At 66.2% G+C, this 25,866-nt stretch carries 22 protein-coding genes; 18 read left to right on the top strand and 4 right to left on the bottom strand.

Features of this window, described 5'->3' with window-relative positions; genetic code table 11:
* Positions 1–5: 5 nt before the first annotated feature.
* The 3 genes from EF834_RS11085 to EF834_RS11075 all read left to right on the top strand — a co-directional run bounded on the left by EF834_RS11085 (position 6) and on the right by EF834_RS11075 (position 3,431).
* A complete protein-coding gene (locus EF834_RS11085) occupies positions 6–1,238 on the top strand; it encodes a M50 family metallopeptidase (RefSeq protein ID WP_127947235.1) in 1,233 nt (410 codons plus the stop codon).
* A gap of 61 nt (positions 1,239–1,299) precedes the next feature.
* Positions 1,300–2,454: a flavodoxin-dependent (E)-4-hydroxy-3-methylbut-2-enyl-diphosphate synthase gene (ispG, locus tag EF834_RS11080; protein WP_127947234.1), complete on the top strand. Its 1,155-nt coding sequence runs from the start codon at positions 1,300–1,302 to the stop codon at positions 2,452–2,454.
* A gap of 140 nt (positions 2,455–2,594) precedes the next feature.
* Positions 2,595–3,431 (top strand): GNAT family N-acetyltransferase, encoded by an 837-nt coding sequence (locus tag EF834_RS11075; RefSeq protein ID WP_127947233.1) that lies wholly within the window; start codon positions 2,595–2,597, stop codon positions 3,429–3,431.
* Positions 3,432–3,437: 6 nt separating this feature from the next.
* On the opposite strand, the gene EF834_RS11070 is transcribed toward EF834_RS11075, so the two are convergent.
* Entirely contained in the window at positions 3,438–4,250 is an 813-nt protein-coding gene (locus tag EF834_RS11070; protein ID WP_235871104.1) for a prepilin peptidase, read from the bottom strand.
* 297 nt (positions 4,251–4,547) lie between these two features.
* Between EF834_RS11070 and map the strand changes: the two genes are divergently transcribed.
* The 4 genes from map (at position 4,548) to EF834_RS11050 (ending at position 8,953) form a co-directional block, all read left to right on the top strand.
* Entirely contained in the window at positions 4,548–5,405 is an 858-nt protein-coding gene (gene map, locus EF834_RS11065; protein ID WP_127947232.1) for a type I methionyl aminopeptidase, read from the top strand.
* Entirely contained in the window at positions 5,405–7,018 is a 1,614-nt protein-coding gene (locus EF834_RS11060) for a cobyric acid synthase (RefSeq protein ID WP_235871103.1), read from the top strand. Before map ends, EF834_RS11060 begins: the two co-directional genes overlap by 1 nt.
* An 88-nt stretch (positions 7,019–7,106) precedes the next feature.
* Positions 7,107–8,345, top strand: a complete 1,239-nt coding sequence (locus EF834_RS11055) for a serine hydrolase domain-containing protein (protein ID WP_127947230.1) — start codon at positions 7,107–7,109, stop codon at positions 8,343–8,345.
* Between the two features lie 41 nt (positions 8,346–8,386).
* Positions 8,387–8,953 (top strand): alpha/beta fold hydrolase, encoded by a 567-nt coding sequence (locus tag EF834_RS11050; protein WP_127947229.1) that lies wholly within the window; start codon positions 8,387–8,389, stop codon positions 8,951–8,953.
* A 2-nt stretch (positions 8,954–8,955) separates the two neighbouring features.
* On the opposite strand, the gene EF834_RS11045 is transcribed toward EF834_RS11050, so the two are convergent.
* Complete coding sequence (locus EF834_RS11045; RefSeq protein ID WP_127947228.1) at positions 8,956–10,479, bottom strand: SulP family inorganic anion transporter; 1,524 nt, start codon at positions 10,477–10,479, stop codon at positions 8,956–8,958.
* Positions 10,480–10,962: 483 nt separating this feature from the next.
* On the opposite strand from EF834_RS11045, the gene EF834_RS11040 reads away from it, so the two are divergent.
* The 9 genes from EF834_RS11040 (at position 10,963) to EF834_RS11000 (ending at position 19,566) form a co-directional block, all read left to right on the top strand.
* On the top strand, positions 10,963–11,820 hold the full coding sequence (locus tag EF834_RS11040) for a MetQ/NlpA family ABC transporter substrate-binding protein (RefSeq protein WP_235871102.1): 858 nt from the start codon (positions 10,963–10,965) through the stop codon (positions 11,818–11,820).
* A gap of 16 nt (positions 11,821–11,836) precedes the next feature.
* Complete coding sequence (locus tag EF834_RS11035; protein WP_127947227.1) at positions 11,837–12,886, top strand: methionine ABC transporter ATP-binding protein; 1,050 nt, start codon at positions 11,837–11,839, stop codon at positions 12,884–12,886.
* A complete protein-coding gene (locus EF834_RS11030) occupies positions 12,883–13,551 on the top strand; it encodes a methionine ABC transporter permease (RefSeq protein ID WP_127947226.1) in 669 nt (222 codons plus the stop codon). Before EF834_RS11035 ends, EF834_RS11030 begins: the two co-directional genes overlap by 4 nt.
* A 36-nt stretch (positions 13,552–13,587) precedes the next feature.
* Positions 13,588–14,013, top strand: coding sequence for a hypothetical protein (locus EF834_RS11025; RefSeq protein WP_127947225.1), 426 nt, complete (start codon positions 13,588–13,590; stop codon positions 14,011–14,013).
* A 67-nt stretch (positions 14,014–14,080) separates the two neighbouring features.
* Complete coding sequence (locus EF834_RS11020; protein ID WP_127947224.1) at positions 14,081–15,544, top strand: peptide MFS transporter; 1,464 nt, start codon at positions 14,081–14,083, stop codon at positions 15,542–15,544.
* Positions 15,545–15,683: 139 nt separating this feature from the next.
* Positions 15,684–16,505, top strand: a complete 822-nt coding sequence (locus EF834_RS11015; RefSeq protein ID WP_127947223.1) for a transporter substrate-binding domain-containing protein — start codon at positions 15,684–15,686, stop codon at positions 16,503–16,505.
* Positions 16,506–16,512: 7 nt separating this feature from the next.
* Positions 16,513–16,929 (top strand): ABC transporter permease subunit, encoded by a 417-nt coding sequence (locus EF834_RS11010; RefSeq protein ID WP_235871101.1) that lies wholly within the window; start codon positions 16,513–16,515, stop codon positions 16,927–16,929.
* A 214-nt stretch (positions 16,930–17,143) separates the two neighbouring features.
* The gene (locus EF834_RS11005) at positions 17,144–18,463 is read left to right on the top strand and encodes a hypothetical protein (protein WP_127947222.1); all 1,320 of its coding nucleotides are present in this window, start codon (positions 17,144–17,146) and stop codon (positions 18,461–18,463) included.
* Between the two features lie 77 nt (positions 18,464–18,540).
* The gene (locus EF834_RS11000; RefSeq protein WP_127947221.1) at positions 18,541–19,566 is read left to right on the top strand and encodes a hypothetical protein; all 1,026 of its coding nucleotides are present in this window, start codon (positions 18,541–18,543) and stop codon (positions 19,564–19,566) included.
* A 145-nt stretch (positions 19,567–19,711) separates the two neighbouring features.
* Here the strand turns inward: EF834_RS11000 and mtr are convergent, their stop codons facing one another.
* Together mtr and EF834_RS10990 are read right to left on the bottom strand one after the other, a co-directional pair.
* The gene (mtr, locus tag EF834_RS10995) at positions 19,712–21,130 is read right to left on the bottom strand and encodes a mycothione reductase (protein ID WP_127947220.1); all 1,419 of its coding nucleotides are present in this window, start codon (positions 21,128–21,130) and stop codon (positions 19,712–19,714) included.
* The gene (locus EF834_RS10990) at positions 21,127–22,155 is read right to left on the bottom strand and encodes an alpha/beta hydrolase (protein WP_206615237.1); all 1,029 of its coding nucleotides are present in this window, start codon (positions 22,153–22,155) and stop codon (positions 21,127–21,129) included. The genes mtr and EF834_RS10990 overlap by 4 nt, the downstream gene beginning before the upstream one ends.
* A gap of 175 nt (positions 22,156–22,330) precedes the next feature.
* Here EF834_RS10990 and mqo point away from each other — a divergent pair, with 175 nt between their 5' ends.
* Positions 22,331–23,863, top strand: a complete 1,533-nt coding sequence (gene mqo, locus EF834_RS10985; protein WP_206615236.1) for a malate dehydrogenase (quinone) — start codon at positions 22,331–22,333, stop codon at positions 23,861–23,863.
* Between the two features lie 48 nt (positions 23,864–23,911).
* A complete protein-coding gene (locus EF834_RS10980; RefSeq protein WP_127947218.1) occupies positions 23,912–25,858 on the top strand; it encodes a magnesium chelatase subunit D family protein in 1,947 nt (648 codons plus the stop codon).
* Positions 25,859–25,866: the final 8 nt, after the last annotated feature.

The raw sequence follows: 25,866 nt of genomic DNA, 5'->3' as shown, positions 1-25,866 counted from the left end.
ACGCGATGGTCTTCGCTCTCGGGGTCACGCTGTTCGCCCTCGGCATCGGCTTGTCGATCGCGCTGCACGAGGCCGGTCACATGTGGAGCGCCAAGGCGCTCGGCATGAAGGTGCGCCGCTACTACATCGGATTCGGCCCGAAGATCTTCTCGTTCCGCCGCGGCGAGACCGAGTACGGCCTCAAGGCCATTCCGGCGGGCGGCTTCTGCGACATCGCCGGCATGACCGCGATCGACGAACTCGCGCCCGACGAGGTCGACCGCGCGATGTACAAGCAGAAGGCGTGGAAGCGCATCGTCGTGATGTCGGCGGGCATCGCGATGAACTTCGCCCTCGGGTTCATGCTGATCGTCGTATTGGCCGTCGGCTGGGGTCTGCCGAACACGGAGACCCGCGCCGTGGTGGAGAGCACGACGTGTGTGTCTCCGACACAGGCGGGCAGGGACGACGACTACGCGCTCTCCGAGTGCTCGGGAGTCGGACCGGCCGCCGAGGCCGGTATCCGCGTCGGTGACGTGATCACCGCAGTCAATGGCCAGGAGACGGCGACGTTCGGCGACCTCGTGGACGCGACACAGCCGCTGTCGGGGACGGCCGACTTCACCGTCGACCGAGACGGGCAGACGCTGGTGATCCCGGTACAGATCCAGCAGGCGCAGCGCTGGGTGAATCCTCCAGGGTCCACCGTGGAGGATCCGCTGCCGCCGGTGTCTGCGGAGGTGGGCGCAATCGGGGTCGGGGGTCCGCCGCGGACCGTGCAGTACGCGTTTTTGCCGGCTGTCCCGGCGAGCCTTTCCTACACCGGTGACCTGTTCGTCCAGACCGCGCACGCGCTGACCCAGATGCCCGGCAAGGTTGCCGATCTGTGGACCGCGGTGACCGGGGGCGAGCGCGCGATCGACACCCCGGTCAGCGTGGTGGGTGCCTCCGTCATCGGTGGTGAGTTCGCCGAGCGGGGGATCTGGGAAGCGTTCGTCCTGCTGCTGGCGACGCTCAACTTCTTCCTCGGCATGTTCAACCTGCTGCCGCTGTTGCCGCTCGACGGGGGCCACATCGCGGTCACGGTCTATGAGAAGTTCCGCAACTCGATCCGGAAGGTACGAGGCCTGGCGGCCGGTGCTCCTGTCGACTACATGAAGCTGATGCCGCTCACCTATGTGTTCGTCGTCCTCGGTGGCGCATACATGATCCTGGCCCTCACCGCTGACATCGTGAACCCGATCCAGCTGTTCCCGTGACGCGGCTCCGGCAAGTGCTCGAACGATAGACTTGCTCCGTACCAACGAAAGAAGGCGAAACGTGACCAGCCCGGTCGGTTTGGGGATGCCCGAAGTCCCCGCGGTTCTTGCGCCGCGACGCAAGACGCGTCAGTTGATGGTCGGGGGCGTCGGCGTCGGCAGCGACTACCCGGTATCGGTGCAGTCGATGTGCACCACCAAGACGCACGACGTGAACGCGACACTGCAACAGATCGCCGAGCTGACGGCATCCGGATGCGACATCGTCCGGGTCGCCTGCCCACGTCAAGAGGACGCGGACGCGCTCGCGACGATTGCGAAGAAGAGTCAGATTCCGGTGATCGCCGACATCCACTTCCAGCCGCGGTACATATTCGCTGCGATCGACGCCGGGTGCGCTGCGGTCCGCGTAAACCCCGGCAACATCAAGGAGTTCGACGGCCGCGTCAAGGAGGTCGCGAAAGCGGCCGGTGATGCCGGTATCCCGATTCGCATCGGCGTCAACGCCGGTTCGCTCGATCCGCGCCTGATGCAGAAATACGGCAAGGCCACCCCGGAGGCGCTCGTCGAGTCCGCGCTCTGGGAGGCGAGCCTGTTCGAGGAACACGGCTTCGGCGACATCAAGATCTCGGTCAAGCACAACGATCCCGTCGTCATGGTCGAGGCGTACCGGCAGCTCGCGGCCCAGTGCGACTACCCCTTGCACCTCGGTGTGACCGAGGCGGGCCCGGCGTTCCAGGGGACGATCAAGTCGGCAGTCGCGTTCGGAGCGTTGCTGTCCGAGGGGATCGGCGACACGATCCGGGTCTCGCTGTCGGCGCCGCCCGCCGAGGAGATCAAGGTCGGCACGCAGATCCTGCAATCCCTGAACCTGCGCCCACGAAAGCTCGAGATCGTCTCGTGCCCTTCGTGCGGGCGCGCGCAGGTCGATGTCTACACGCTCGCGAACGAGGTCACCGCGGGCCTCGAGGGCATGGAGGTCCCGCTGCGGGTTGCCGTCATGGGCTGCGTCGTCAACGGTCCCGGTGAGGCGCGGGAGGCGGACCTCGGTGTGGCGTCCGGCAACGGGAAGGGCCAGATCTTCGTCAAGGGCAAGGTCATCAAGACCGTCCCGGAAGCCCAGATCGTCGAGACGCTCATCGAGGAGGCAATGCGGATAGCGGAGGAGATGGAAGGTGGGGAGGCGAGCGGAGCACCGGTTGTCACCGTCAGCTGAAATCTCCCCACCTCGGGGCCCTTCGTGGCAGTGTGGTTCCCGGATCGGGCGAGGTGCGGATCCGCTGACAGGCCTACGCTGACGGGCCAGCACGCAGAGCGGTGTCAACGGACGGGCACGGGGGCGAAAGGGGTGCGCAAGTGCTCAAACTCCTCGGAGCGAGGCAGCTGGGAGGTCGGGACATCTCCCAGGTCTTGCGGGTGCTCGAAACCGACCCCGTCGCGGCGTGCATGGTAGCCGCCCGTGTTCAGCAGTCCGGCCTGGACCCGCGTGTGCTGCAGGGCGAGATGTGGAGCCGCGGGGGACCCGCGGAGTCGCTGTGTTTCGCTGGGGCAAACCTGATTCCACTGCTCGGTGGCACCGACGACCTTCGTGCATTCGCCGACCGTGCCAGCAGGTTCCCTCGAATGTGCTCTTCCCTCGTCGGCCGCGCCGAGTTGACGCTGCCGCTGTGGGACGTCCTCGAGTCGGAATGGGGTTCGCCGCGCGAGATCCGTTCGGAGCAACCATTGCTCGCGCTCGATGCCCGTCCCAGGGTGCGGCCCGATCCGCATGTGCGCCAGGTCCGGATGGGGGAGATCGACGCGTACCTGCCCGCCGCGATCGCAATGTTCATCGAAGAGGTCGGGGTCGATCCGCGAGCCGGCGACGGTGGGCACAGCTACCGCCGGCGGGTGGCGAACCTGATCTCGTCCGGACGGGCGTGGGCACGGTTCGAGGACGGCCGAGTGGTCTACAAAGCCGAGGTCGGTTCCATGTCGGCCGCTGTCGGGCAGATCCAGGGGGTCTGGGTCGATCCGGCCCGTCGGGGTGAGGGATTGGGTGCTGCCGGAACGGCGGCCGTGGCACAGGCCGTCATGGCACGGGGGCGGGTGGCGAGCCTCTATGTCAACAGCTACAACGAGCGGGCGCGACGAGCCTACGCGCGGGTGGGATTCACCCAGGTCGCGACGTTCGCCACCGTCCTGCTCGACTGAGTCGTTTCAGGCTCCGGTCCGCCAGCTCAGGTAGGCACGCCCGAGTGGTTCTGCTGCGACCACGCCGACGAGTGCTGCCGCGATCATGTAGGGCCCGAAGGGGATTGTTGTCCCGACGAGCGCGCGTCGGGTGATCAACAGCACGGCTCCGGCGATCGCCGCGAACACGAACGCGAGCAGTGCACCGAGCACGAAGGCGCCGTACGAAACGAAGGCGAGAACAGCCCCGATGACACCCGCGAGCTTGACGTCGCCCAAACCCATGCCGGCGGGGTGCACGAGCGCAAGGACGAGGTAGAACCCGAAGAGCGCAGCCGCCCCGACAGCGGCCCGCAGCAGTGCCGGCCAGTCACCCTGTACGGCCGCCGCGAACGCCAGGAGAGTGAAGACCGCAGGATACGACGGCAACACAAGGAAATTCGGCAGACGTTTGCAGTCGATGTCGATCACGGTGAGTGCGACAGCGACGGTAGCGAAGTACAAGTAGGCCGGCAGCGCCGGGAGCAGGTCGAGAGACACCAAACGCACCGTCAGGACGACGAACAATGCCGCGGTCGACAGTTCCACCACCAACGGACGCAGGCGCTGGCGTCGCCCGCAACACGCGCACGTCCCGCGGTGCAGAAAGGTATCGACCACTGCGACCGGGATGCGCCTGTCCGTGACGAGTGGGGAGGGTGGATCCAGTTGGCATCGGCAGCGTGGATCGGCATCCGGTTGCGCTGTCTCGCGTTGCATCCGATCGATCGCGCGGTTGGCGAGCGTGCCGGCGACGATGCCTGCCGCGCCGACCGCGAGCAGTGGAGCGATGGTGGTCACCATCGTCAAGCTACCGCCTAGAGCCTCTGGGGCCTCTTCCTGAGCGCCCATTTCTTGCCTGTTTCTCCTGAATTGTGCCGATCGGAGCGAAGAATGGGCGCTCAGACCGAGAGTGTTGCGAAAGCCCTTGGTGCACAAAAGCCGTCGTGTGACACGGGCCCACTGAAGGCCGGCCTCGAGCCTGGCCGAACACCACCTAGTGCGGGGCAGGTGCGGGATCTGTTAACCAAACTGCCTGGGATCACCACCAAGCAGACACGTCGTCGCCCCGTCAGGGTGCCGGTCTACCCTGGACCCATGTCTGTTCGCACCGCCCTCGTTCCCGGAACCGTCTCGCCGACCCTCACGGTGCCCAAGGGGATCGAGCGGCCCGAGTACGCATGGAAGGCGACGGCCCGCGAGGGCAACGAGCCGTGGGTGCAGACGCCCGAGACCATCGAGAAGATGCGAGTGGCCGCGAAGATCGCCGCACAGGCTCTGCAGGAGGCCGGCAAGGCGGTCGCGCCCGGCGTGACCACCGACGAGCTGGACCGTATCGCGCACGAGTACATGTGCGACCACGGCGCCTACCCGTCGACGCTCGGATACCGGGGCTTCCCGAAATCGTGCTGCACGTCGCTCAACGAAGTCATCTGCCACGGCATCCCCGACTCGACCGTGATCCAGGACGGCGACATCGTAAACATCGACGTCACCGCCTACATCGGCGGCGTCCACGGCGACACCAACGCGACCTTCCTCGCCGGCGGCGTCTCCGAGGAGAACCGCCTGCTGGTCGAGCGCACCCGCGAGGCCACGATGCGTGCGATCAAGGCGGTCAAACCGGGCCGCGAGCTCAACGTGATCGGCCGCGTCATCGAGTCCTATGCCAACCGTTTCGGCTACGGCGTCGTGCGGGACTTCACCGGCCACGGCATCGGCGAGACCTTCCACAACGGCCTGGTGATCCTGCACTACGACCAGCCCAATGTCGATACCGTCATCGAACCGGGCATGGTGTTCACGATCGAACCGATGATCAACCTCGGCACCGTCGACTACGACATCTGGGAGGACGGCTGGACGGTCGTGACCAAGGATCGCAAGTGGACCGCCCAGTTCGAGCACACCATCGTCGTGACCGACGAGGGCGCCGAGATCCTCACGCTCCCGTAATGCCGGGGCCCGCCGCTGCCATGAGTTCGGGACCTGCCCCGGGCGTGAGCGGGGCACTGCTGGTCGCGGGCACCACCTCCGATGCCGGCAAGAGCGTCCTTGTCGCAGGGCTGTGCCGAATGCTGGCACGACGCGGTGTGCGGGTGGCACCGTTCAAGGCGCAGAACATGTCGAACAATTCCGTCGTCACCCTCGACGGCGGGGAGATCGGCCGGGCCCAGGCCTTGCAGGCGCGGGCGTGTGGGCTCGAGCCGAGCGTGCGGTTCAACCCGGTGCTCCTCAAACCCGGCGGTGACCGCACATCGCAGCTGGTGGTCCGGGGGAAGGCGGTCACCACGGTCGGTGCCCGCGACTACATGACCCACCGCGAATGGCTGCGCGGTGTGGTCGCCGACGAGCTCGAGGCGCTGCGTGACGAGTTCGACGTCGTGATCTGCGAGGGTGCAGGCTCACCCGCCGAGATCAACCTGCGGGCCACCGACCTGGCGAACATGGGGCTCGCGCAGGCCGCACGGTTACCGGTGATCGTCGTCGGAGACATCGACCGCGGGGGAGTTCTGGCCCACCTCTTCGGCACCGTCGCAGTTCTCTCGCCGCAGGACCAGGCCCTGATCTCCGGATTCGTAGTCAACAAGTTCCGCGGGGACGTGAGCCTCCTCGGGCCGGGACTCGACCAACTCGAGGCGCTCACCGGTCGCCCTACCCTCGGTGTGATCCCGTTCGCCGACGGCCTGTGGCTCGACGCCGAGGACTCGCTGGGTGTAGTCGGCGACGCCCCCGTCGGCCGGCCCGAGCCGCCGGTCGGCGAGGAGTGGCTGCGGGTCGCGGCAATCCGGCTACCGCGCATCTCCAATTCCACCGACGTCGAGGCGCTCGCGTGCGAGCCTGGTGTCTCGGTGCACTGGGTCAATGAACCCTCGCGCCTGATCGACGTCGACCTCGTCGTCGTTCCTGGTAGCAAGTCCACCGTCACCGACCTGGAGTGGTTGCGGCGCAGCGGAATCGCCGACGCACTTGTCCGGCGCGCCGCGAACGGCGGCGCCATCCTCGGTATCTGTGGCGGCTACCAGATGCTCGGCGCGGTGATCGACGACACTGTCGAATCCGACGCGGGTGCGGTGCCGGGGTTGGGCCTGCTCGACCTCGAGATCGAGTTCGCGGCTGACAAAGTGCTTGCGCGGGTCGATGGTGACTCAGATGGAATCCCGTTGTGTGGCTATGAGATTCACCACGGGCGCGTCCGGCGCAACGGTGACGCCCCGCTACTGTGCGCGGCCGATGGCAGCAAGGAGGGCAGCGTCCGGGGAAGCGTCCGGGGAACGCACTGGCATGGGTTGCTCGAAAACGACCGCTACCGACGCCGCTTCCTCGCCGACGTTGCGGAGGACGCCGGTCGGCACGGATTCGTCGTCGCCCCCGACACCGATGTCGCGCGGATCCGGGAGGCCCAGCTGGACCTGTTGGCGGACCTCGTCGAACAGCACCTCGACGTCGCCGCCGTCCTCTCGATTCTCGAGGCCGGCGCACGTCCGGGTCTGCCGACCATCGCGTCCTCGCTGGGCTCGAGGCACGAGACGATCAAACGCGGGTCAACCGAAAGTGATGGTCCGTAGGGCGTTTCGCCGCTTTCGCGCGCGTACGAGGCATCCGCCCTAGGATCCCTTACGTCACCGGCGACCGCGCCGACAAGGAGGAAGCGACATGCGTGCTGCCTTGAGGAGAGCTTCGACCGTCCGACTGATCGGCGCAGTGGCGCTGTCCGCGCTCGTGATCGCGGGATGTACGTCGACCGAGTCGAGTGAGGAGACCACACCCGCGACGGAGACGTCTCCGACAACCGCGCTGCGGGACATCGACACCGAGACCCTGAACGGGCTGGTTGAAGACGTGGCGCGAGAGTTTCAAGTGCCCGGGGCTGTCGTGATCCTCAGGACGCCCGACGGCGCCCATACTGTGCAGTACGGCACCGGGACCCGAGATGAGGACATCCCGGTGGACGCCGTCGACCATGTTCGCATCGGGTCCAACACCAAGACCATGATCGGCACGGTGATCCTGCAGCTCGTGCAGGAAGGCAAGATCGCGTTGACGGATCCGGTGTCGAAGTACCGCACGGACGTCCCGAACGGCGACAACATCACGATCGAGCAACTGCTCGACATGCGCAGCGGGCTCTTCAACTACACAGAGACCCCGGAATTGAACGAGGCGCTCGACAACGACCCGCAGAGGCAGTGGAAGCCCGAGGAACTGTTGGCACTCGCGTTCGCTAATCCACCGTACTTTCCGCCGGGCGAGCGCTATCAGTACTCCAACACCAACACCGTGCTCCTCGGCCTCATCGCTGAGAGCTTGGACGACAAGCCGCTGCCGCAGATCTTGCAGTCGCGACTGTTCGGCCCGCTGGGACTCAGCCAAACCTCGTTTCCCGACATCGCCGACAGTTCGATCCCGGCGCCCTACCCGCAGGGCTACATGTACGGGACGAACATGCAGACCATGACCGACCCGGCGCTACCCGAGGACGTGCAGGACGCCGTCGAAGCGGGCACACTCGCGCCCACCGACGTCACCGACACCAACCCGTCATGGGGGTGGGCAGCCGGCGCCGCCATCTCCACCGCGAACGACCTCGTCACGTGGGTGCAGGATTTGGTGGGCGGCCAGTTGCTCAACGCGGACCTGCAGGCCGATCGTCTGGGTAGCGTGCAGCCCACCAGCCCGGATAGTGATGCTGCCGAATATGGTTGGGGGATTGCCAAAGTCGGCCCGCTATACGGGCACGCCGGCGAGATTTCGGGATTCAACTCGTTCATGGGGCACGATCCCGACAACAACGTGACGCTGGTGGTGTGGACCAACCTGGCGCGGGCCGCGAACGGGCAGGGCCCGGCGACCACCATGGCGCGGGCGATCATCGACAGGATCTATCCCTCCTAAGCGGCCGATTTCGTGACATGGAGCGCGTACCGTTTCCAGGCATGGAGTCGACGAGCGTTGCCGTGGGGAGCGGGACCGTGAGGGTCCGTGTCGGGGGTCCCGAGAGTCGGCACGCGGTGTTGTTGCTGCCCGACGCCGGCGACCCGGTCGACGTGTTCGACGCCGTCTGTGCGCGACTGCATGATTCGGACCTGCGGACCGTCGCCATCGAGAGCATCTACGGACTCGACGAGGCGTCGGTTATCGCGCTGCTCGACAAACTGAAGTTGCCGTGGGTCAATCTCGTCGGTGCCGGCGCGGGGGCGGAACTCGCGTGGCGGTTGGCCGCGAAGACGTTCGGGCGGTTTGCGAGCCTTGTCGTCGCGGACCGTGGACATCCGGCCGTTCCCGATGTGGACGGGGCCGTGCTCGACGCGGTGTGCCCCGCCGTCGAGCTACCGACCACCGTCGTCGTCGGCAGCACGCTCGGTCGGCCGTGCGCCGAAGCCAGCGGTCGGTACGCCTACTCGGAGTTCCGGATCGTCCAACTCGACGGTATCGAGAACGTCCCCGCGAAGGCGGCCGCCGAGTTGGCGAGCGAGATCGTGCTCAGGACCGGGTCCTGGTGACCTCAGTGGCCCTCGCCGAGGTGACCGGAGAGCCTGGCGTGACGGTCTGCCGAGCCCACGTTTAGTCCGCGGAACTCAACGGACTTGCCGTGCGTGGCGTACTTCGCCTCGATGGCATCGAGTGTGGCGACGGTGGACGCGTCCCAGATGTGAGCTTCGGAGAAGTCGACGATCACGTGGGCTGGGTCACCGACGTAGTCGAACTGGTAGATCAGATCGTTGCTCGAGGCGAAGAACAATTCGCCGCGCACGCGGTAGGTCCGGCTGTCGACCGTTCCGTCGTCATCGATGTCGATCTCGGTGACTCGCTCGACCGAGGTGACGTGAGCGACCCGGCGCGCAAACAGCACCATGGCGGTGATCACACCGACGATCACCCCGTACGCGAGGTTGTGGGTGACCACCGTGACGGCGACCGTCGCCAGCATGACGCCGGTCTCGCTGCGGGGCATACGCCGCAACGTCTTCGGGGAGATCGAATGCCAGTTCATGGTGCCGACGGACACCATGATCATGACCGCGACGAGCGCCGCCATCGGGATCAGCGCGACGACATCGCCGAGACCGACCACGAGAATCAGCAAGAAGACGCCGGCCAGGAACGTGGAGATGCGTGTTCGGGCACCGGAGACCTTCACGTTGATCATGGTCTGCCCGATCATCGCGCATCCACCCATGCCGCCGAAGAATCCGGTGACGACGTTGGCCACACCCTGGCCCCAGCCCTCACGGGTCTTGTCGGAGTGGGTGTCGGTGATGTCGTCGACGAGTTTGGCGGTCATCAACGATTCCAGCAGCCCCACCAGCGCCACGGCCAATGCGTACGGGGCGATGATCCGTAGCGTTTCAACGGTCAGGGGTACGTCGGGGAAGAGCAGGGCCGGCAGGCTCGACGGAAGCTCACCCTCGTCGCCGACATTCGGTACGCCGAGTCCGAGTACGACGGTCGTCGCGGTCAGCATGACGATCGCGACCAGGGGTCCAGGCACCGCGGCGGTGATCTTGGGCAGGAACACCATGATGGCCAGGCCGAGCGCGACCATGGGATACACCAGCCACGGGACATCGATCAGGTATGGCAGCTGAGCTGTGAAGATCAAGATCGCGAGCGCGTTGACGAACCCGACCATCACGCTGCGGGGTATGAACCGCATCAGCCGCGCCACGCCGAGCACGGAAAGGAGGATCTGGAGTACCCCGGCCAGGATCACCGCCGCGATCAGGTAGTCGAGTCCGTGTTCGTGCACCAACGGTGCCACTACCAGCGCGACGGCTCCGGTCGCGGCGGAAATCATCGCCCGGCGCCCGCCGACTATCGCGATCGTCACCGCCATCGTGAAGGAGGCGAACAGGCCCACTCGGGGATCGACCCCGGCGATGATCGAGAATGAGATCGCCTCCGGGATCAGCGCCAGTGCCACGACCAGGCCCGCGAGTACCTCGGTCCTGAGACGTCGCGGACTCCGCAGCGCCGCCAGGGTCGACCCGTCGCGGGCACGATCCACCTTCATTGCGACGTCCGTCATCGAACTCCGTTCCAGTGAGGCAGAACACCTCGATCGTGTGTGTTCGGTCATCGGTACCGGGAAGAGGTCGTGTGTATTCGGTCATCGGTACCGGGCAAAGGGCATACGCCACCGAGCGGTGCACGCTACCTTCACGCGAGGCTGGGCGCAAAACGGCGTTCGTCGTTCGTCGCCGTGGGCGAATCTCGGACTTGAACTCTCGGTGGCCGTCGCGCTAGCCTCCATCGCCGACATGCCACACCCCCCGGGGTGTCGGTACACGATTTCGTCCGGAAAGGACGCCAATGCGCAGCCCTGCAACGCCTGACGTCACGACGCTCATGCGTGGTCGTTGTTGTTGCATGCGTTGGCGCTGAGACGAGACAGGTTCGCGCGACGGCACTTCAACGGCCGTCCCGCATCCTTTTGTGAACTTTCTCCCATCGGGCATCCAAATGTCACAGCGCCTGTTGTCCTACGTGCCCGTTGGGAAAGGACCCGCTCATGTCCACCGGAAGGTATTTCTCGATGTTTCTACGCCGCACCGCCGCACTCTCTGCCGCCGCACTGCTCAGCGTCGGCCTGGCCGCCTGCTCGACGGGCAGCGACGAGGACACGCTGACGATCTCCGCGTCGAGCACCCCGCACGTCGAGATCCTCGAGCACATCGTCGACTCCGGTGTTCTCGGTGACGTCGAGCTCGACATCAAGCCGGTCACCGGTGAGATCGACCCGAACGAGCTGCTCGTCGCCGGCGACGTTCAGGCCAACTTCTTCCAGCACGCCCCCTACCTGGCGGACTGGCAGCAGCAGAAGGGCGTGAGCGACCTCGTCTCCGTCGCCGACGTCCACCTCGAGCCGATGGGTCTGTACTCGGAGAAGGTCACGGCTGTCGACCAGATCGGCGACGGGGCGAGCATCGCGCTGCCGAAGGACACCACCAACTTCGCCCGCGGCCTCTACCTGCTCGAGTCCGCCGGTCTGATCGAGATGGACAAGCCGTTCGACGACGCCGACCTGTCCGTCATCACCCAGGCGAACGTCGAGGCGAACCCGAAGAATCTGAAGTTCGTCGAGATCGAGCGCCCGCAGCTGGCCCGCAACCTGGACGACCCGCAGATCACCGCCGCGATCATCAACTCCAACTACGCGATCGAGGCAGGACTGATCCCGGCGGAGGACGCGCTGTTCTCGGAAGAGGTGGAGGGCAACCCGTTCTCGAACCTGTTCGTCGTCCGTTCCGCCGACGCCAACGATCCTGGCGTCGAGGCTCTCGCCGAGGCGCTCGTCTCCCCGGAGACCGCTGCCTGGATCGAGGAGAATTACTCCGGTTCCGTGGTCCCGGTCAACCCAACCAACTGATGATCGCCACTAACTGATGATCGACATCGAGAACCTGGTCAAGACCTTCCCCGCCACCGGCGGGGCGGGGGAGGTCGCGGCTCTGCGCGGGGTCGATCTCGAGGTCGCCGAGGGGGAGATCTTCGGGATCGTGGGACCGTCGGGCGCTGGCAAGTCCACGCTGCTGCGGTGCCTGAACCTGCTCGAACGTCCCACCAGCGGCCGAATCGTGTTGCGGGGTGACGATCTGTCGCAGCTGACTGGTGCGGGTCTTCGTGCCGCGCGCCGTCGCATCGGCACCGTGTTCCAGCAGTTCAACCTGCTGCACGCGCGGAGCGTGCGAGCCAACATCGAGTTCCCACTGGAGCTGGCCGGTCTCGACCGCGAGCAGCGACGGGCCCGCGCCGACGAACTGATTGATCTCGTCGGCCTCGGAGGCAAGGAAAAGGCCTTCCCGTCGCAGCTGTCCGGCGGACAACAGCAGCGGGTCGGCATCGCCCGCGCTCTCGCGTCCGAGCCGGACGTACTGCTGTGCGACGAGGCGACCAGTGCTCTCGACCCCACCACCACCGACCAAGTGCTGGATCTGCTGGCCGAGCTCAACCGGTCGATCGGCGTCACCGTTGTGCTCATCACACACGAACTGGGTGTGCTGCGTCGCATCTGCACCTCGGCGGCCCGGCTGGCGGACGGCCGGATCGCCGAAGCCGGCAGGATTCTCGACCTGGTGAGCGAACCCGGATCGGTGCTGGGAGACGCGATCGTTCCGGTCGGTGTCGGTCCGTCCGAGGGGGACGGCACCGACACCGCGGTCGTCACCACTATCGGCGACGAGGCCCGCGGGCCATGGCTCGCGCAACTCGTCCGCAAGCTGGACGCCGACATCTCGGTCGACGGCGGGCGGGTCGAGCAGGTCGCCGGGGTCACCGTCGGCCGGCTGTGCCTTCGCTTCGGTCCCGGTGTGGCCCGCGCGGACGTCGACGCGTTCGTCGACGCCCAGCCGAACGTCACGCTGTCCTGGGGCTCCGACGCCCGGGTCGACGGACCGAACTGGGCCGGCACAGCCACCGGGGGTGTCGTCGCATGAACAAGATGTCCTGGTACGACTCGCTTCCCGAGGTGTGGGAGGCGACGCAAGAGACCCTCTACATGGTGGGAATCTCGTTCGTGCTCACCGTCATCGGTGGTGTGCTCCTCGGCGTGGTGCTGCACGTGACCTCGCCCAGCGGGCTGTGGCCGCAGCGCGTAGTCAACGCGGTACTCGGCGCGATCGTCAACGTCTTCCGCTCGCTGCCGTTCCTGATCCTGATGATCGCGTTGATCGGGGTGACCCGGTTGATCGTCGGCACCGCGATCGGCCCGGACGCGGCGATCGTGCCGTTGACGATCGGTGCGATCCCGTTCTACGCGCGTGTCGTCGAGGCTGCGCTGCGCGAGGTCCCCGTCGGGCGCGTCGAGGCCGCTCAGGCGATGGGTGCGACCAACGGTCAGATCGTGCGGAAAGTGCTTCTGCCGGAATCGGTTTCTGCGCTGGTCGCCGGCGCAACGCTGACTGTGGTTCTGCTCGTCGGATATTCGGCAATGGCCGGTGTCATCGGCGGTGGGGGGCTCGGTGACTTCGCGATCGTCTACGGCTACCAGCGGTTCAACACACCGGTGCTGCTGGTCGCGGTCGTCGTGCTCATCGTGATCGTGCAGATCCTGCAATCGATCGGCGACGGCGTCGTGCGGGCGCTGTCTCACCGCAAGTAGTAGGTTCGCGCCGCCGGCCCACGTAGATTCGCGGACATGCTGAACGCGATTCGGGCGGGGTGGATCGTTGTGGCGTGGATCTGCGCCGGGCTGGGCGTGCTCGCAGCGACGAGCCCGATGCTCTCGATCACGTCGTGCGAGCTGGGTTACCCGAGCAACGGGGTCATGCCCGGCGCAGAGTGCGAGGAATCGGTTGCGGGCCGCTACGGGCCGCCGATCGTGGCCGCGTCGGCGGTTCCGTCGTTGCTGTGTTTGCTCCCCGCGGTCTTTTCTCGGCGCTGGCTCGCGGGGCTCGTCGCCGCTGTGCTCGTTCTCGGCTCTGTCGGCTCGTTCGTCGCGGGCGCTCCGCAGAACGTGTTCGTCTACTTCATCCCTGCCGCGCTGTTGGCGGTGGGTTTGGCCGGGTGGCAGGCATGGCTGCCCGACTCCGTCGGTGCCTGGCACACCAAGCGCTGGTACTGATCTCGGGACCCGAACTTCTGGTCCTACCTTTAGTGACTCTCAATAAAGTCTGTGCCAGAGTGGCCACATGGTTGTGGCGGAAACGCAGGGTCAGCCGGCCGAACGCAAGTTGTTCGGACATCCGGTGGGCCTGACCAACCTGTTCCTGGTGGAAATGTGGGAACGGTTCTCGTTCTACGGGATGCTGACCATCCTGGGGTACTACCTCTACTACAACGTGAGCCTGGGCGGCCTGGAGCTGCCCAGAACCACCGCCACCGGCATCGTGGGTGCCTACGGCGGGTTGGTTTACCTGTCGACGGTGCTCGGCGGCTGGATCGCCGACCGGCTGCTCGGTATGGAACGCACGATGCTCTATGGCGGCGTCGTGATCATGTGCGGTCACATCTCCCTGGCCGCCATCCCGGGACTGACTGGCGTGGGTGTCGGCCTGGTGCTGGTGGCCCTGGGCTCAGGGGCACTCAAGGCCAACACATGGTCGTTGCTGGGCGCACTCTATGACAAGAGCGACGCCCGCTCCGACGGTGGGTTCACCCTGTTCTACCTGGGCATCAACCTGGGCGCCTTTACCGGACCGTTGGTGATGGGGCTGCTGCAGACGCATATCGGTTTCCGCTACGGCTTTGCAGCGGCGGCGATCGGCATGGCGCTGGGACTCGGGCAGTATGTGGTATTCCGGCGCAACCTGGGCACCCATGGCCGCACTGTGCCCAATCCTCTGTCGCGAAGTGCCATCGGCTGGGTGATCGGTGTGGTGGCGGCGGTGGGGGTGATGATCGTGGTGGTGTTTGCCACCGGTCTGGTCAAGCTGGCCAACCTGTCCGAGGTCACCACCATTGTCCTCGCCATCGCATCGGTGATCTACTTCGCGATTATCCTGGCCAGCTCCAGGGTGAGCTCCCTCGAACGCACTAGGGTGCGGGCGTTCATCCCGCTGTTCATCGCCAATGTGGTGTTCTGTTCGCTGTTTCAGCAGATCTTCACCGTATTGGCTGTCTACTCCGATCAGCGGATCAACTGGTCCATCTACGGCTGGCACGCGCCGCCCAACTGGATCGGCTCCGTCGAACCGGTCTGGAGCATTGCACTCTCAACCCTTTTCGCGATCATGTGGACCCGGCTGGGCAACCGCGCCCCGACCACCCCGCGCAAGTTCGCCTACGGGGTGATCGGTATGGGTGTGGCGTTCCTGTTGTTCCTGCCTATGGCCGGCACCACGGGTCAGACCGTGCCCGTGTTGTCGGTGGTCGGCATCCTGGCGGTGTTCGCGATCTGCGAACTGACACTCGTGCCGATTGGCCTTTCGGTGACCACGAAGCTTGCGCCGGAGGCCTTTCGGGCCCAGATGATAGCCCTGTTCTTCTTCTCCACCGGTCTGGGCACCGCGATGTCGGGTGTCCTGGCCCGTTTCTACGATCCTTCCCGTGAATTTGCCTACTTCGGGATCACCGGCGCGATGGCAGTCTTGGTTGGGGTGGGCCTGTTCGCACTCGCCCCCACGGTGAGTCGACTCATGTCGGGCGTCCACTGACCACCTCGAGTACGTTGCTGATCGCGGCACGCTGACCTCGGTTTGCGGTCCTGTCGGTGATCGGCGAAAAGCACCAAACCGCCCAACTCTCCCAACTCTATTCGGGTTCGGGTCATCACCCCGGGAGTGAGGAAAGCCAATGAAACATCTGAAGCGCGCATTCGCAGGCGCCGCATCGACGCTGCTCGCGATGTCGAGCGCGGTGTTCGGTGCCAACAGCGCGGCGCCCGCCGGCTCCGAACGCGACATCCAGCAAATCGTGCAAAGCGGCACGATCCAGATCTGCAGCACGGGCGACTATCTTCCCTTCACTCATCTCGATCTACAAGGGAATTGGAGTGGCCTGGATATCGACATGGCCCAGACCCTGTCGCAAGACCTTGGCGTCAGGCTAGATCTGGTGCAGACGACGTGGGCAACCCTGATGCAAGACTTGGGCGCCAAGTGTGACATGGCGGTGGGCGGGATCACCATCACCCCGGATCGTGCGCAGCAGGCGCTGTTCAGCGCGCCCCTGCTCGAGGACGGTAAGGCAGCGATCGTGCGCTGCGAGGACGCCTCGCAATACACATCCCTGGCCACCATCGACCAGCCAGGTGTGCGAGTCGTAGTAAACCCCGGCGGAACGAATTATGACTTCGACCGGGCGAACATCAAGCAGGCCCAGATCTTGGTGTACCCGGACAACAACACAATCTTCGAGCAGCTGACGAACGATCAGGCGGACGTCATGATCACCGATGCCAGCGAGATTCGATACCAGACCAAGAACAACCCCCGGCTATGCGGCGGTGGTGACACGGTGGACCACCCGTTCACTTCTGAACAGAAGGCGTACCTGATTCCGCAGGGCAACCAAGGCTTGCAGCAACGGGTGAACCAATGGCTCGCGAGAGCGGAGAATGATGGCACGTACGCCAAGATCAGCGAGAAATGGACGGGCAGCGCCTTGACACCGTGACGAGCCGGTGAGCGCCGGCACCGCGATCGGCCCGGACGCGGCGATCGTGCCGTTGACGATCGGTGCGATCCCGTTCTACGCGCGTGTCGTCGAAGCTGCGCTGCGCGAGGTCCCCGTCGGGCGCGTCGAGGCCGCTCAGGCGATGGGTGCGACCAACGATCAGATCGTGCGGAAAGTGCTTCTGCCGGAATCGGTTTCTGCGCTGGTCGCCGGCGCAACGCTGACTGTGGTTCTGCTCGTCGGGTATTCGGCAATGGCCGGTGTCATCGGCGGTGGGGGGCTCGGTGACTTCGCGATCGTCTACGGCTACCAGCGGTTCAACACGCCGGTGCTGCTGGTCGCGGTCGTCGTGCTCATCGTGATCGTGCAGGTCCTGCAGTCGATCGGCGACGGCGTGGTGCGGGCGCTGTCTCACCGGAAGTAGGCCACACCGCCGATCCGCGTTGGATTCGTGCACATGCTGAACGCGATTCGGGCGGGGTGGATCGTTGTGGCGTGGATCTGTGCCGGGTTGTGTCTGCTCCCCGCAGTGGTTCCTCGGCGCTGGCAGGCGTGGCTACCCGACCCGAAGGCGGCCTTGGCAATACACGAACCGCCATGGCTGGTACGGTAGCCGACATGACTCGGCAGAAAGGCGCATGAGCGCCGATCCTCAGCGCAGATTCCTGCGCCCACGCAGTGTGTTCTTCTCTTCCGGCCACGTATGGGTGGTCGATGAGACCCAACCGGTCGCGGCGTTGTACGACCCATACACCGAGCGGTTCGGGCATCTGGTGTCGTGGACCGATCTTCCTCCAGGCCCACAGGGTGCGAGGCAACGAAAGATCGAGGCCGACGGTGTATGGGTCCAGAACCATCGAGACGGGCCGTTGGTGCGGGTCGGTGTCGACGGCATCATCCATGCCGAGTACACCCAAGGCCACCAACTGATCTGCGCCGGGCAGACCGGCGCATGGTGCTCGAGCAGTACGCGACGGCGTCGCGACATTGCATCCACACCCGACGTCCCGCCGCGCCGCTCGCCGCGGCCACCGACGCTGCTGGTTGCACTGCCCGAAGGCGGTACCCGCCGTGTTGTCATTGACGCTGCGGCGACGGTGTCGTTCGAGTTCGACGAGTCGTCGCTGTTCGTCGGGGTCGAGCACGATCCGTGGGAGCGGGTTCCGACGTCGGCGATGAGAAACCTCGGGGCCGGGTTCGAGGTTCGGTACAGCTCCTCGGTGCTGCAGGTGCCGCTGGACGGGACGATCCCGGAGCGAATCGGACCCGACACGCATCCGTGCCTGCAGGACCGCCCGGTCGAGTACACCAGCGAGTACGCCGACACCACGTACAACGAGGCGCACCGGCGCAAACGTGCCATGGACGCTGCGCTTCGTTGGCACTGGGGCACTGTCACGGCTCGCCCCGGCACCTCGATCGTGCGGGCGTACAGTCCCGACGCCTCGGTGCCGGCGACGGAGATCAACCTGTCCGGGATGCGAGTGACCGACGGCGCGGCCGCGGCCGGGCGGCTCTGGATGGTCACCACGCCGGAAACCCGGACCGGCCGCGGGCGCTCAGTGCTCACAGCAGGGGTGGACGGAAAGGTGCATCCGGTGGAGGTCGAGGGCATCGACATCACCGACCGGTGCTGGCCGGTAGGGCCCGAGCCGCTCGACCACGGCTCCTACGTGGCGCACTGCCTGCGCGGTCTGGACGGAGTGCGGTTCTCGGACAGCGTGGACGAGGTGTCCGCCACCTACGTCGGGCAGTGGCCGCACGGCCATGTCCAAGTCCGGTTCCGGCACGTCGACTACCCCGGCCTGACCCTGGTTGAGCGCCTGAGACTCTACGACGAGCAAGGCGCTCGGCTGGACAACTTCCTCGCCCACGTGCGGCCACTACTGATCGAGCAGGCCGACACCCGCGCGTATCCGCCGGCGTCGGATGCCGTCGGCGGAGTGCTGTACGTCTGAGCCCCGGCGACGTCTGAACCCTCGCGCATTCCCGGGGCCGATGTGTCCCCGAAAACGTACACGAACCGGAGGTATCAATGACCGAATGGGTGCAGATGCTGGTGGGCATGGCCGACGGGCCGACACAACCGGTCCACGGCGTTGTCCTTCCGTACCGGAACTCCGACAAGCCATTCCACTTCTACTACGCGACTTACGGCGAGGAACCTATCTTCCTGCCGATGCGCCGCGACGGGGTTCGCCTTTACCGGTGGGGCCGCCGATCCCGAATCGAATCGATCGACGGCGAAGTGTGGTTCGTCAGCGATGGCACCACAGCATGGGACTTCACCGCTGATCCGGCCCGGCCACGTTGTACGGAGGTGAGGAACGTGAGATCCCCCGGTCCCGGCCGCCACTTGGCCATCACCCCGCCGGTCACCCACTGGGTCGGTCGCCATCATGCCCGACCGACCGGACCCGTGACCGATCTCGAGTTCCTCGGCCGCCGTTGCTGGTCGGTGGATCTGGCCCCACGTGAGAGCCGCAACCTGCCGAAACCGTCACTACGCCTCATAGTCGACGCCCACAGCGGCGCCGTCCTCGGACAGCATTCCGGCGACGGTATCGACGGCGCTGCCTACACCGACGTCACCGTTGGTGAGCCTCTGGATCCGTCGCTGTTCACATGGGATGGCCCGGTCGTCACCGACGGCGAATCCCGCGCCGGCGCCGGACGCGGTGACACACCCGATATGGAGGCGACGCAGTGGTTCCGCGAGAACGTCACGGCAGAACCGATACACGTTCCGGTCATGACCGATTTCACTCCACGCTTCATCGATTCGATCGACCGACAATCAGGTGCCTTCTCGGCGACGCTCGGTCCGGATCGGTCGACCGGCTGGCTTATCCGACGGCCACGCTCGACCGAGCCGTGGACGGTGAAGACCTACGGGCGCCAAATCGCTTGGTCTACTGAGAGCTTCGATTGGGCGTGCCAAGTCCACGGTGACGGCACGCTGGACGCTGCTGGGATCTCGGCTTTGCAGCAGCAACTACACCCCGACGAACCGGTTATGGGGACACCGCAGCTCGTCTTCGGCGGCTCGGATGAGCCCTGAAGCGACTCGATCGGCCAACCCGGAACCGCAACCAAGGCCTGTGGCTGAGTCTTGCTCAGCCCTCGGAATGGCGCCTTCTCGAGGCTATCGGACACCCTGTGCGAGGGGTCCGGTGGTGGGAGGAACCCAGCCGCTGAGCAACAGCTCAGATATCGAGACCGAGCAACGCATTCTCGACGACTTCGGGCAACGCCGGGTGGATCCAGTACTGGCCGGTGGCCATGTCCTGTGCGGACAACCCGAAGCTCATTGCCTGGATCAGTGGCTGAATCACGGTGGGGGCCTGGGCTCCGATGACGTGCGCGCCGAGCAGTCGGCCGGTGCCGCGCTCGGCGATCACCTTACAGAAGCCCTCGTCGTCCTCCATCGCCCAGCCGTACGCGACGTCGCTGTAGTTCTGCACCTTGACTGTGATGTCCAGGCCGGCCTCGCGGGCCTGCTCCTCGGTCATTCCCACCTCGGCGATCTGCGGGTCGGTGAACACTGCCGAGGGTACGAATCGGTGATCGGTGCGGCGCAAGCGTGAAACCGAGTCGACCGCAGTGTTGTCCCAGGCGTCAGTGTCCTTCCAGGCGTCGTGCAACAGGTTGTGCTGGACCACCCGCATCTCATGGTTCGCAACGTGTTTGAGTTGGTAGGGCGACGAGACGTCGCCGAGGGCGAAGACCCCCTCGGCGGTGGTGCGCTGGTACTCGTCCACGATCACCCGGCAGGACTCGTCGACCGCGACACCACCGAGCGCGGCGTCGAGACGGTCGCCGTTCGGGGTCCGACCCACCGCAACCAGCAGTTCGTCACCGGCGACGACGGTGCCGTCCGATAGTTCGATCTGGATGCCGGCACCGCCGCGGTCAGCCGCCCGGGCGGCGACCATGGGGTTGCCCAGGTGTACGTCCCACTTGCGGTGTGCGAGTTCGGTGAACCAATCCGAGATGTCGCGGTCCAGATGCCGCAGCAGACGCTCGCTGCGACCGAGGATCGATACCTGGACGCCCAGCGCGGAGAACACGTGCGCGAATTCGGCCGCGATGAACCCGGATCCGAGGATCACCAGCCGCTCCGGCAGTGCCGGCAGGCGCATGATGTCGTCGTTGGTGTGATAGCGAACGCCGGCGTCGAGGATCTCGGCTGGGATGGTGGGCCGCGAGCCCGCCGCGATGACGACCTGGTCGGCGGTGATGACCTCACCGGTGCCGGTGTCGATGGTCCGCGCTCCGACGAACCGGGCGTGCCCGCGGTACACGGTCACGTTCGCGCAGTCGTTGGTCCGGTACCGCTCGCCGCCCGCCGAGATCGGGTCGATCCGGCCGAAGACACGCTTGACGATGTCGTGCCAGCGCACGTCGTCGAGGGTTGCGTCGACGCCGAGCTTCGACGACTCGGTGATCGTCCGCGCCACTTCTGCGGCGTAGACGTACATCTTGGTCGGGATGCAGCCGACATTGAGGCAGGTGCCGCCGAAGGTTCCTTCTTCGAGAATCGCGACCTTCTTGCGGTCGAAGCGTTCGTCGAGGATCGAGTTGCCGGATCCGGTGCCGATGATCGCGATGTCGAAGTGGGTCACGCGGAAGCCTCCGTCTCCCGGGTCTCGGCGTCCGTGAGGTGGTGCGCGTGCAGCCAGGCCAGCCACAGGTCCACTTCGTGGAACGCGGCGGCGAGCGGCTTCGCGGTGGACAGGAACACGTCGTGGCGGGCGCCTTCGATCGGCACGATCGTCGTGCGGTTGCCGAGGCAACCGGCCCAGCGCGCGATCTGGTCGACGTCGAGGATGGCGTCGGCCTCGTCGACGGTCGGGTGGTAGCTGGGCGCGCGCACCGTCTGTTTCGACCGCAGGATCAGTGACGGGACGCCGACATCGAGGCCCTGGTGCAGCCGCGCGTGGCCGCGCCGGATCGCACGCAGCCAGCCGAACGTGATCGGGAAGCCCTTCAGGGGCTTCCAGTCGAGGTCGTATTCCCATTCGCCGTTCGCGTCGACGTGCAGGCTCGAGCCGTAAGTGTCGAGCCTCTGCAGGGGGACGGGCCTCTTGCTCGACACTCGTCCGAGCGCGTCGATCGCCGCGGTGGTACCCGCGCTGCGCAAGACTGCGGGCCCGTGCAGGTCGAACCAAGGACTGTTGAGGATGAGTCCGCCCACACCTGCGCCCGCGGATCCGCCGGGCTTGCGCTCGAGCCGGTCCAGCCACAACGGCAAGATCAGGCCGCCGGTCGAATGCGCGACCAGCAGCACTTGGCCACCGCTGATCTGTTCACGCACCAGGCGAAGCGCCTCGTTCAGCTCTGCGTCGTACATCCTCAGGTCGGTGACGAAGTGCGGGGTTTGTCCGGGGCGCAGGGCACGTCCGCATTTACGCAGGTCGAGAGCGAAAAACGAGTAGCCCTGCTCGGCGAAGTGCTCGGCCAGATGCTGTTGGAAGAAGTAGTCGGTGAACCCGTGGACGTACAGTACCGCCCGGGTGCCGGTGATCTCGGAGGGCTGGTACCGGACCAGGGTGGCCTCGGCATCGCCCTCCCCGTCCGGATCGGCACCCAAGGGGATTGTCAGCTGCTGATATCCGTCACCCAGGACGTCGGGAACCCACGTAGTCACCATCACACTCTATTGGTCGAACGAAGCCGTGTGCGAGGGGCACAATTGGGGGAGGTGACGCACAGGTAACCTAAGCGCCACAAGCGCCCGAAATGCGGTCTGTTCCGGCTCCCGCTGAGCGGGCGATGCGTGCCAAGCAGGTCGCGTGTGAACAGACAAGGAAGTCGATTCTCCAGTGTCAGACCAGAACGTAGTGGCGAAGACCGATGTAGTGCTCGTGGGTGCGGGCATCATGAGTGCAACCCTCGGCGCGATCCTGCGTCAGGTGCAGCCCGACTGGTCGATCACAGCATTCGAGCGACTCGACGCCGCCGCCGCAGAGAGCAGTGATCCGTGGAACAACGCGGGTACCGGCCACTCCGCTCTGTGCGAGCTCAACTACACCCCGGTCAAGGGTAACGGTGTCGACATCAGCAAGGCGATCACCGTCAACGAGCAGTTCCAGGTCTCTCGTCAGTTCTGGGCATACGCCGTCGACAACGGGATCCTCACCGATCCCAAGGAGTTCATCAACCCGATTCCGCACGTGAGTTTCGTGCACGGCGCCGACAACGTGAAGTACCTACGCGCCCGCTACGACGCGCTCGCCGACCATCCGCTGTTCGCCGGCATGGAGTACTCGGAGTCCGAGGAGTTCTTCTCCGAGCGACTGCCGCTCATGGCCAAGGGTCGCGACTTCTCCGAGCCCGTCGGCCTCAACTGGACCGAGTCCGGCACGGACGTCGACTTCGGCGCCCTCACCAAGCAACTCCTCGGCTACGTCGGCGCATCCGGCGGTCAGGTGTTCTTCGGCCACGAGGTCCGCAACCTGACGAAACAGGCCGACGGCAGCTGGCTCGTGAAGGTGAGGAACCTTCGCACTGGCGCCAAGAAGACGGTCAACGCCAAGTTCGTGTTCATCGGCGCCGGTGGTGGAGCCCTGCACCTGCTGCAGAAGTCGGGCATCAAGGAGGCCAAGGGCTTCGGCGGTTTCCCGGTCAGCGGTCAGTTCCTGCGCTGCACCAACCCCGAGCTCATCGCGCAGCACCGAGCCAAGGTGTACGGCAAGGCCGCCGTCGGTGCACCTCCGATGTCGGTGCCGCACCTCGACACCCGCATCATCGGGGGCCAAGAGGGACTGCTCTTCGGCCCGTACGCCGGCTGGTCGCCCAAGTTCCTCAAGAACGGCAAGGTCACCGACCTGCCGGGCTCGGTAAAGCCGAACAACCTCACTTCGATGCTCGGCGTCGGCATCACCGAGTTGGGGCTGACCAAGTACCTCATCGGTGAGCTGATGCAGACGCCGTTCGACCGCATCCAGACTCTGCGCGAATTCGTGCCCCGCGCCACCGGCGGCGACTGGGAGCTCATCACCGCCGGTCAGCGCGTGCAGGTCATCCGCAGGAAGGGCGCCGGCGGCGTCCTCGAGTTCGGCACTGCCGTCGTCAATGCTGCGGACGGCACCGTGGCGGGTCTGCTGGGCGCGTCCCCCGGTGCGTCGACGGCGGTTCCCGCAATGCTCGACGTTCTGCAGCGCTGCTTCCCCCGCGAGTTCGAGACGTGGAAGCCGAAGCTCGAGCAGATGGTCCCGTCGCTGGGTGTGCAACTGTCGGACAATCCGGACCTTTTCCAGCAGGTCTGGGATTGGAGCAACCGTTCGCTCCTGCTCGACGGTGCCGACGCGACGCCCCCGACGGCCGAGCGCGTGGTCGAGTCCGCGTCCGCCTGACGGTCGAGCCCTCCGTCGAAGCCCGGTAGAAGCGAAGGGACTCGGTAGTTGCGTCACAACCCAGAGCCCGCAGGGTTCCCATTCAGTGCAATAGTCGGACAGGATCGGCTCCGGTTGGCGCTGATCTTGTGTGCCGTCCACCCCGGCATCGGTGGCGTGCTGGTCCGCGGGGAGAAGGGCACCGCGAAGTCCACGGTCGTGCGGGCGCTCACCGCGCTGCTACCCGAAGTCGAGCATTCGGGGGAGCGGCGCCGGGCCCGGCTGGTCGAACTGCCGGTGGGCGCGACCGAGGACCGGGTCGTCGGCTCCATCGACCTCGAGAAGGTGCTCCGTGACGGCGAGCACGCCTTCCAACCGGGCTTGCTCGCCGACGCGCATCAGGGCGTGCTCTACGTCGACGAGGTCAATCTCCTGCACGACCACCTGGTCGACGTCCTCCTCGACGCAGCCGCCATGGGCCGCGTCCACGTCGAACGCGATGGCATCTCGCACTCACACCCAGCTCGCTTCGTTCTCGTGGGCACCATGAACCCCGAGGAGGGCGAGCTGCGGCCGCAGCTGCTCGATCGCTTCGGTCTGGCCGTCGACGTCGCCGCGTCCCGAGATGTGGACGTGCGCATGGAGGTGGTGCGTCGACGCCTCGACTACGAGCGCGATCCCGACTTGTTCGCTGCACGCTACGCCGAGCAGGACGCCGACCTGGCCCGCCGGATCGCCGCCGCCCGGGTTGCCGTGGACGGCGTCGAACTGTCCGACACCGAACTGCGGCGCATCGCCTCGGTGTGCGCATCGTTCGACGTCGAGGGCATGCGTGCTGACCTGGTCCTGGCCCGGACCGCGACCGCACACGCCGCCTGGCGGGGTGCCGACGCGGTGGCCGAGGAGGACGTGCGGATGGCCGCGGAACTGACGTTGCCGCACCGGCGTCGGCGAGACCCGTTCGACGAGCCTGGGCTCGACCCCGAGCAGCTCGACGACGCGATGGAGAAGGCAGACAACGACGCCCGCGCTAACGAGGATGCCAACGAGGATGCCGACGAGGATCCCGAGCCCGATCCCGACGGTCCCGGTGGCGGCGAGAACCCCTCCGAGCCCCAGAACGAGGCCTCCAACGAGGCCCCCAAAGAGACACCGAAAAACGGTTCCAGCGAACAGGAGTCACGCGACAACGGTCAAGGATCGGAACGACGGGTCGGCGCGCCCGGTCCGCAGTTCCGGGCGCGGCTGCTCGAGATCCCTGGTGTCGGCGACGGGGCCCCGGGCCGTCGCTCCCGCTCCCGCTCCACCCGCGGCCGCACCGTCCGCTCGACGACCGAACGAGGCAGCGGTCTGCATTTGGTCGGCACACTGTTCGCGGCTGCCGGACATCAGTCCGCCCGCGGACGTGTGAACGGTCCGATGCGCCTGGCGCCCAGTGATATTCGCGGTGGTGTGCGGGAGGGCCGTGAGGGCAATCTGGTGTTGTTCGTGGTGGACGCGTCGGGTTCCATGGCCGCGCGCGACCGGCTGACCGCGGTGACCGGGGCCGTCGTGTCGCTGCTGCGGGATGCGTACCAGCGCCGGGACAAGGTAGCCGTCGTCACCGTCCGTGGCCGTGACGCCGAGTTGGTGCTTCCGCCCACGTCGTCGGTCGAGGTCGCGGTGCGACGGCTGCGCGCGATGAGGACCGGAGGCCGCACCCCCCTCGCCGAGGGGTTCCTGCGTGCTCGCAGCGTCGTGCTGCGCGAGCGGGTTCGGGATCCGCGTCGTCGGGCACTGGTGGTGTCGCTGACCGACGGGCGGGCGACTGGCGGCACGGATGCTGTAGTGCGCGCGAAGCGGGCCGCGGGCATGCTTGCCGACACGGGCGCCGCGTCGATAGTCGTGGACTGCGAAACCGGCATGGTCCGGCTCGGCCTGGCCGCCGAACTGGCAGACCACCTGCGCGGCGGCTACGTGCGCCTTGCGGAACTGTCGGCGCAACAAGTGGCCGGCGTCGTCCGCGCCGCCGCCTGACCCGCCAG

The organism is Rhodococcus spongiicola (assembly GCF_004011835.1).
In the GTDB taxonomy this organism is placed as follows: domain Bacteria; phylum Actinomycetota; class Actinomycetes; order Mycobacteriales; family Mycobacteriaceae; genus Prescottella; species Prescottella spongiicola.
This window is presented reverse-complemented; position numbering and strand designations above follow the sequence as displayed.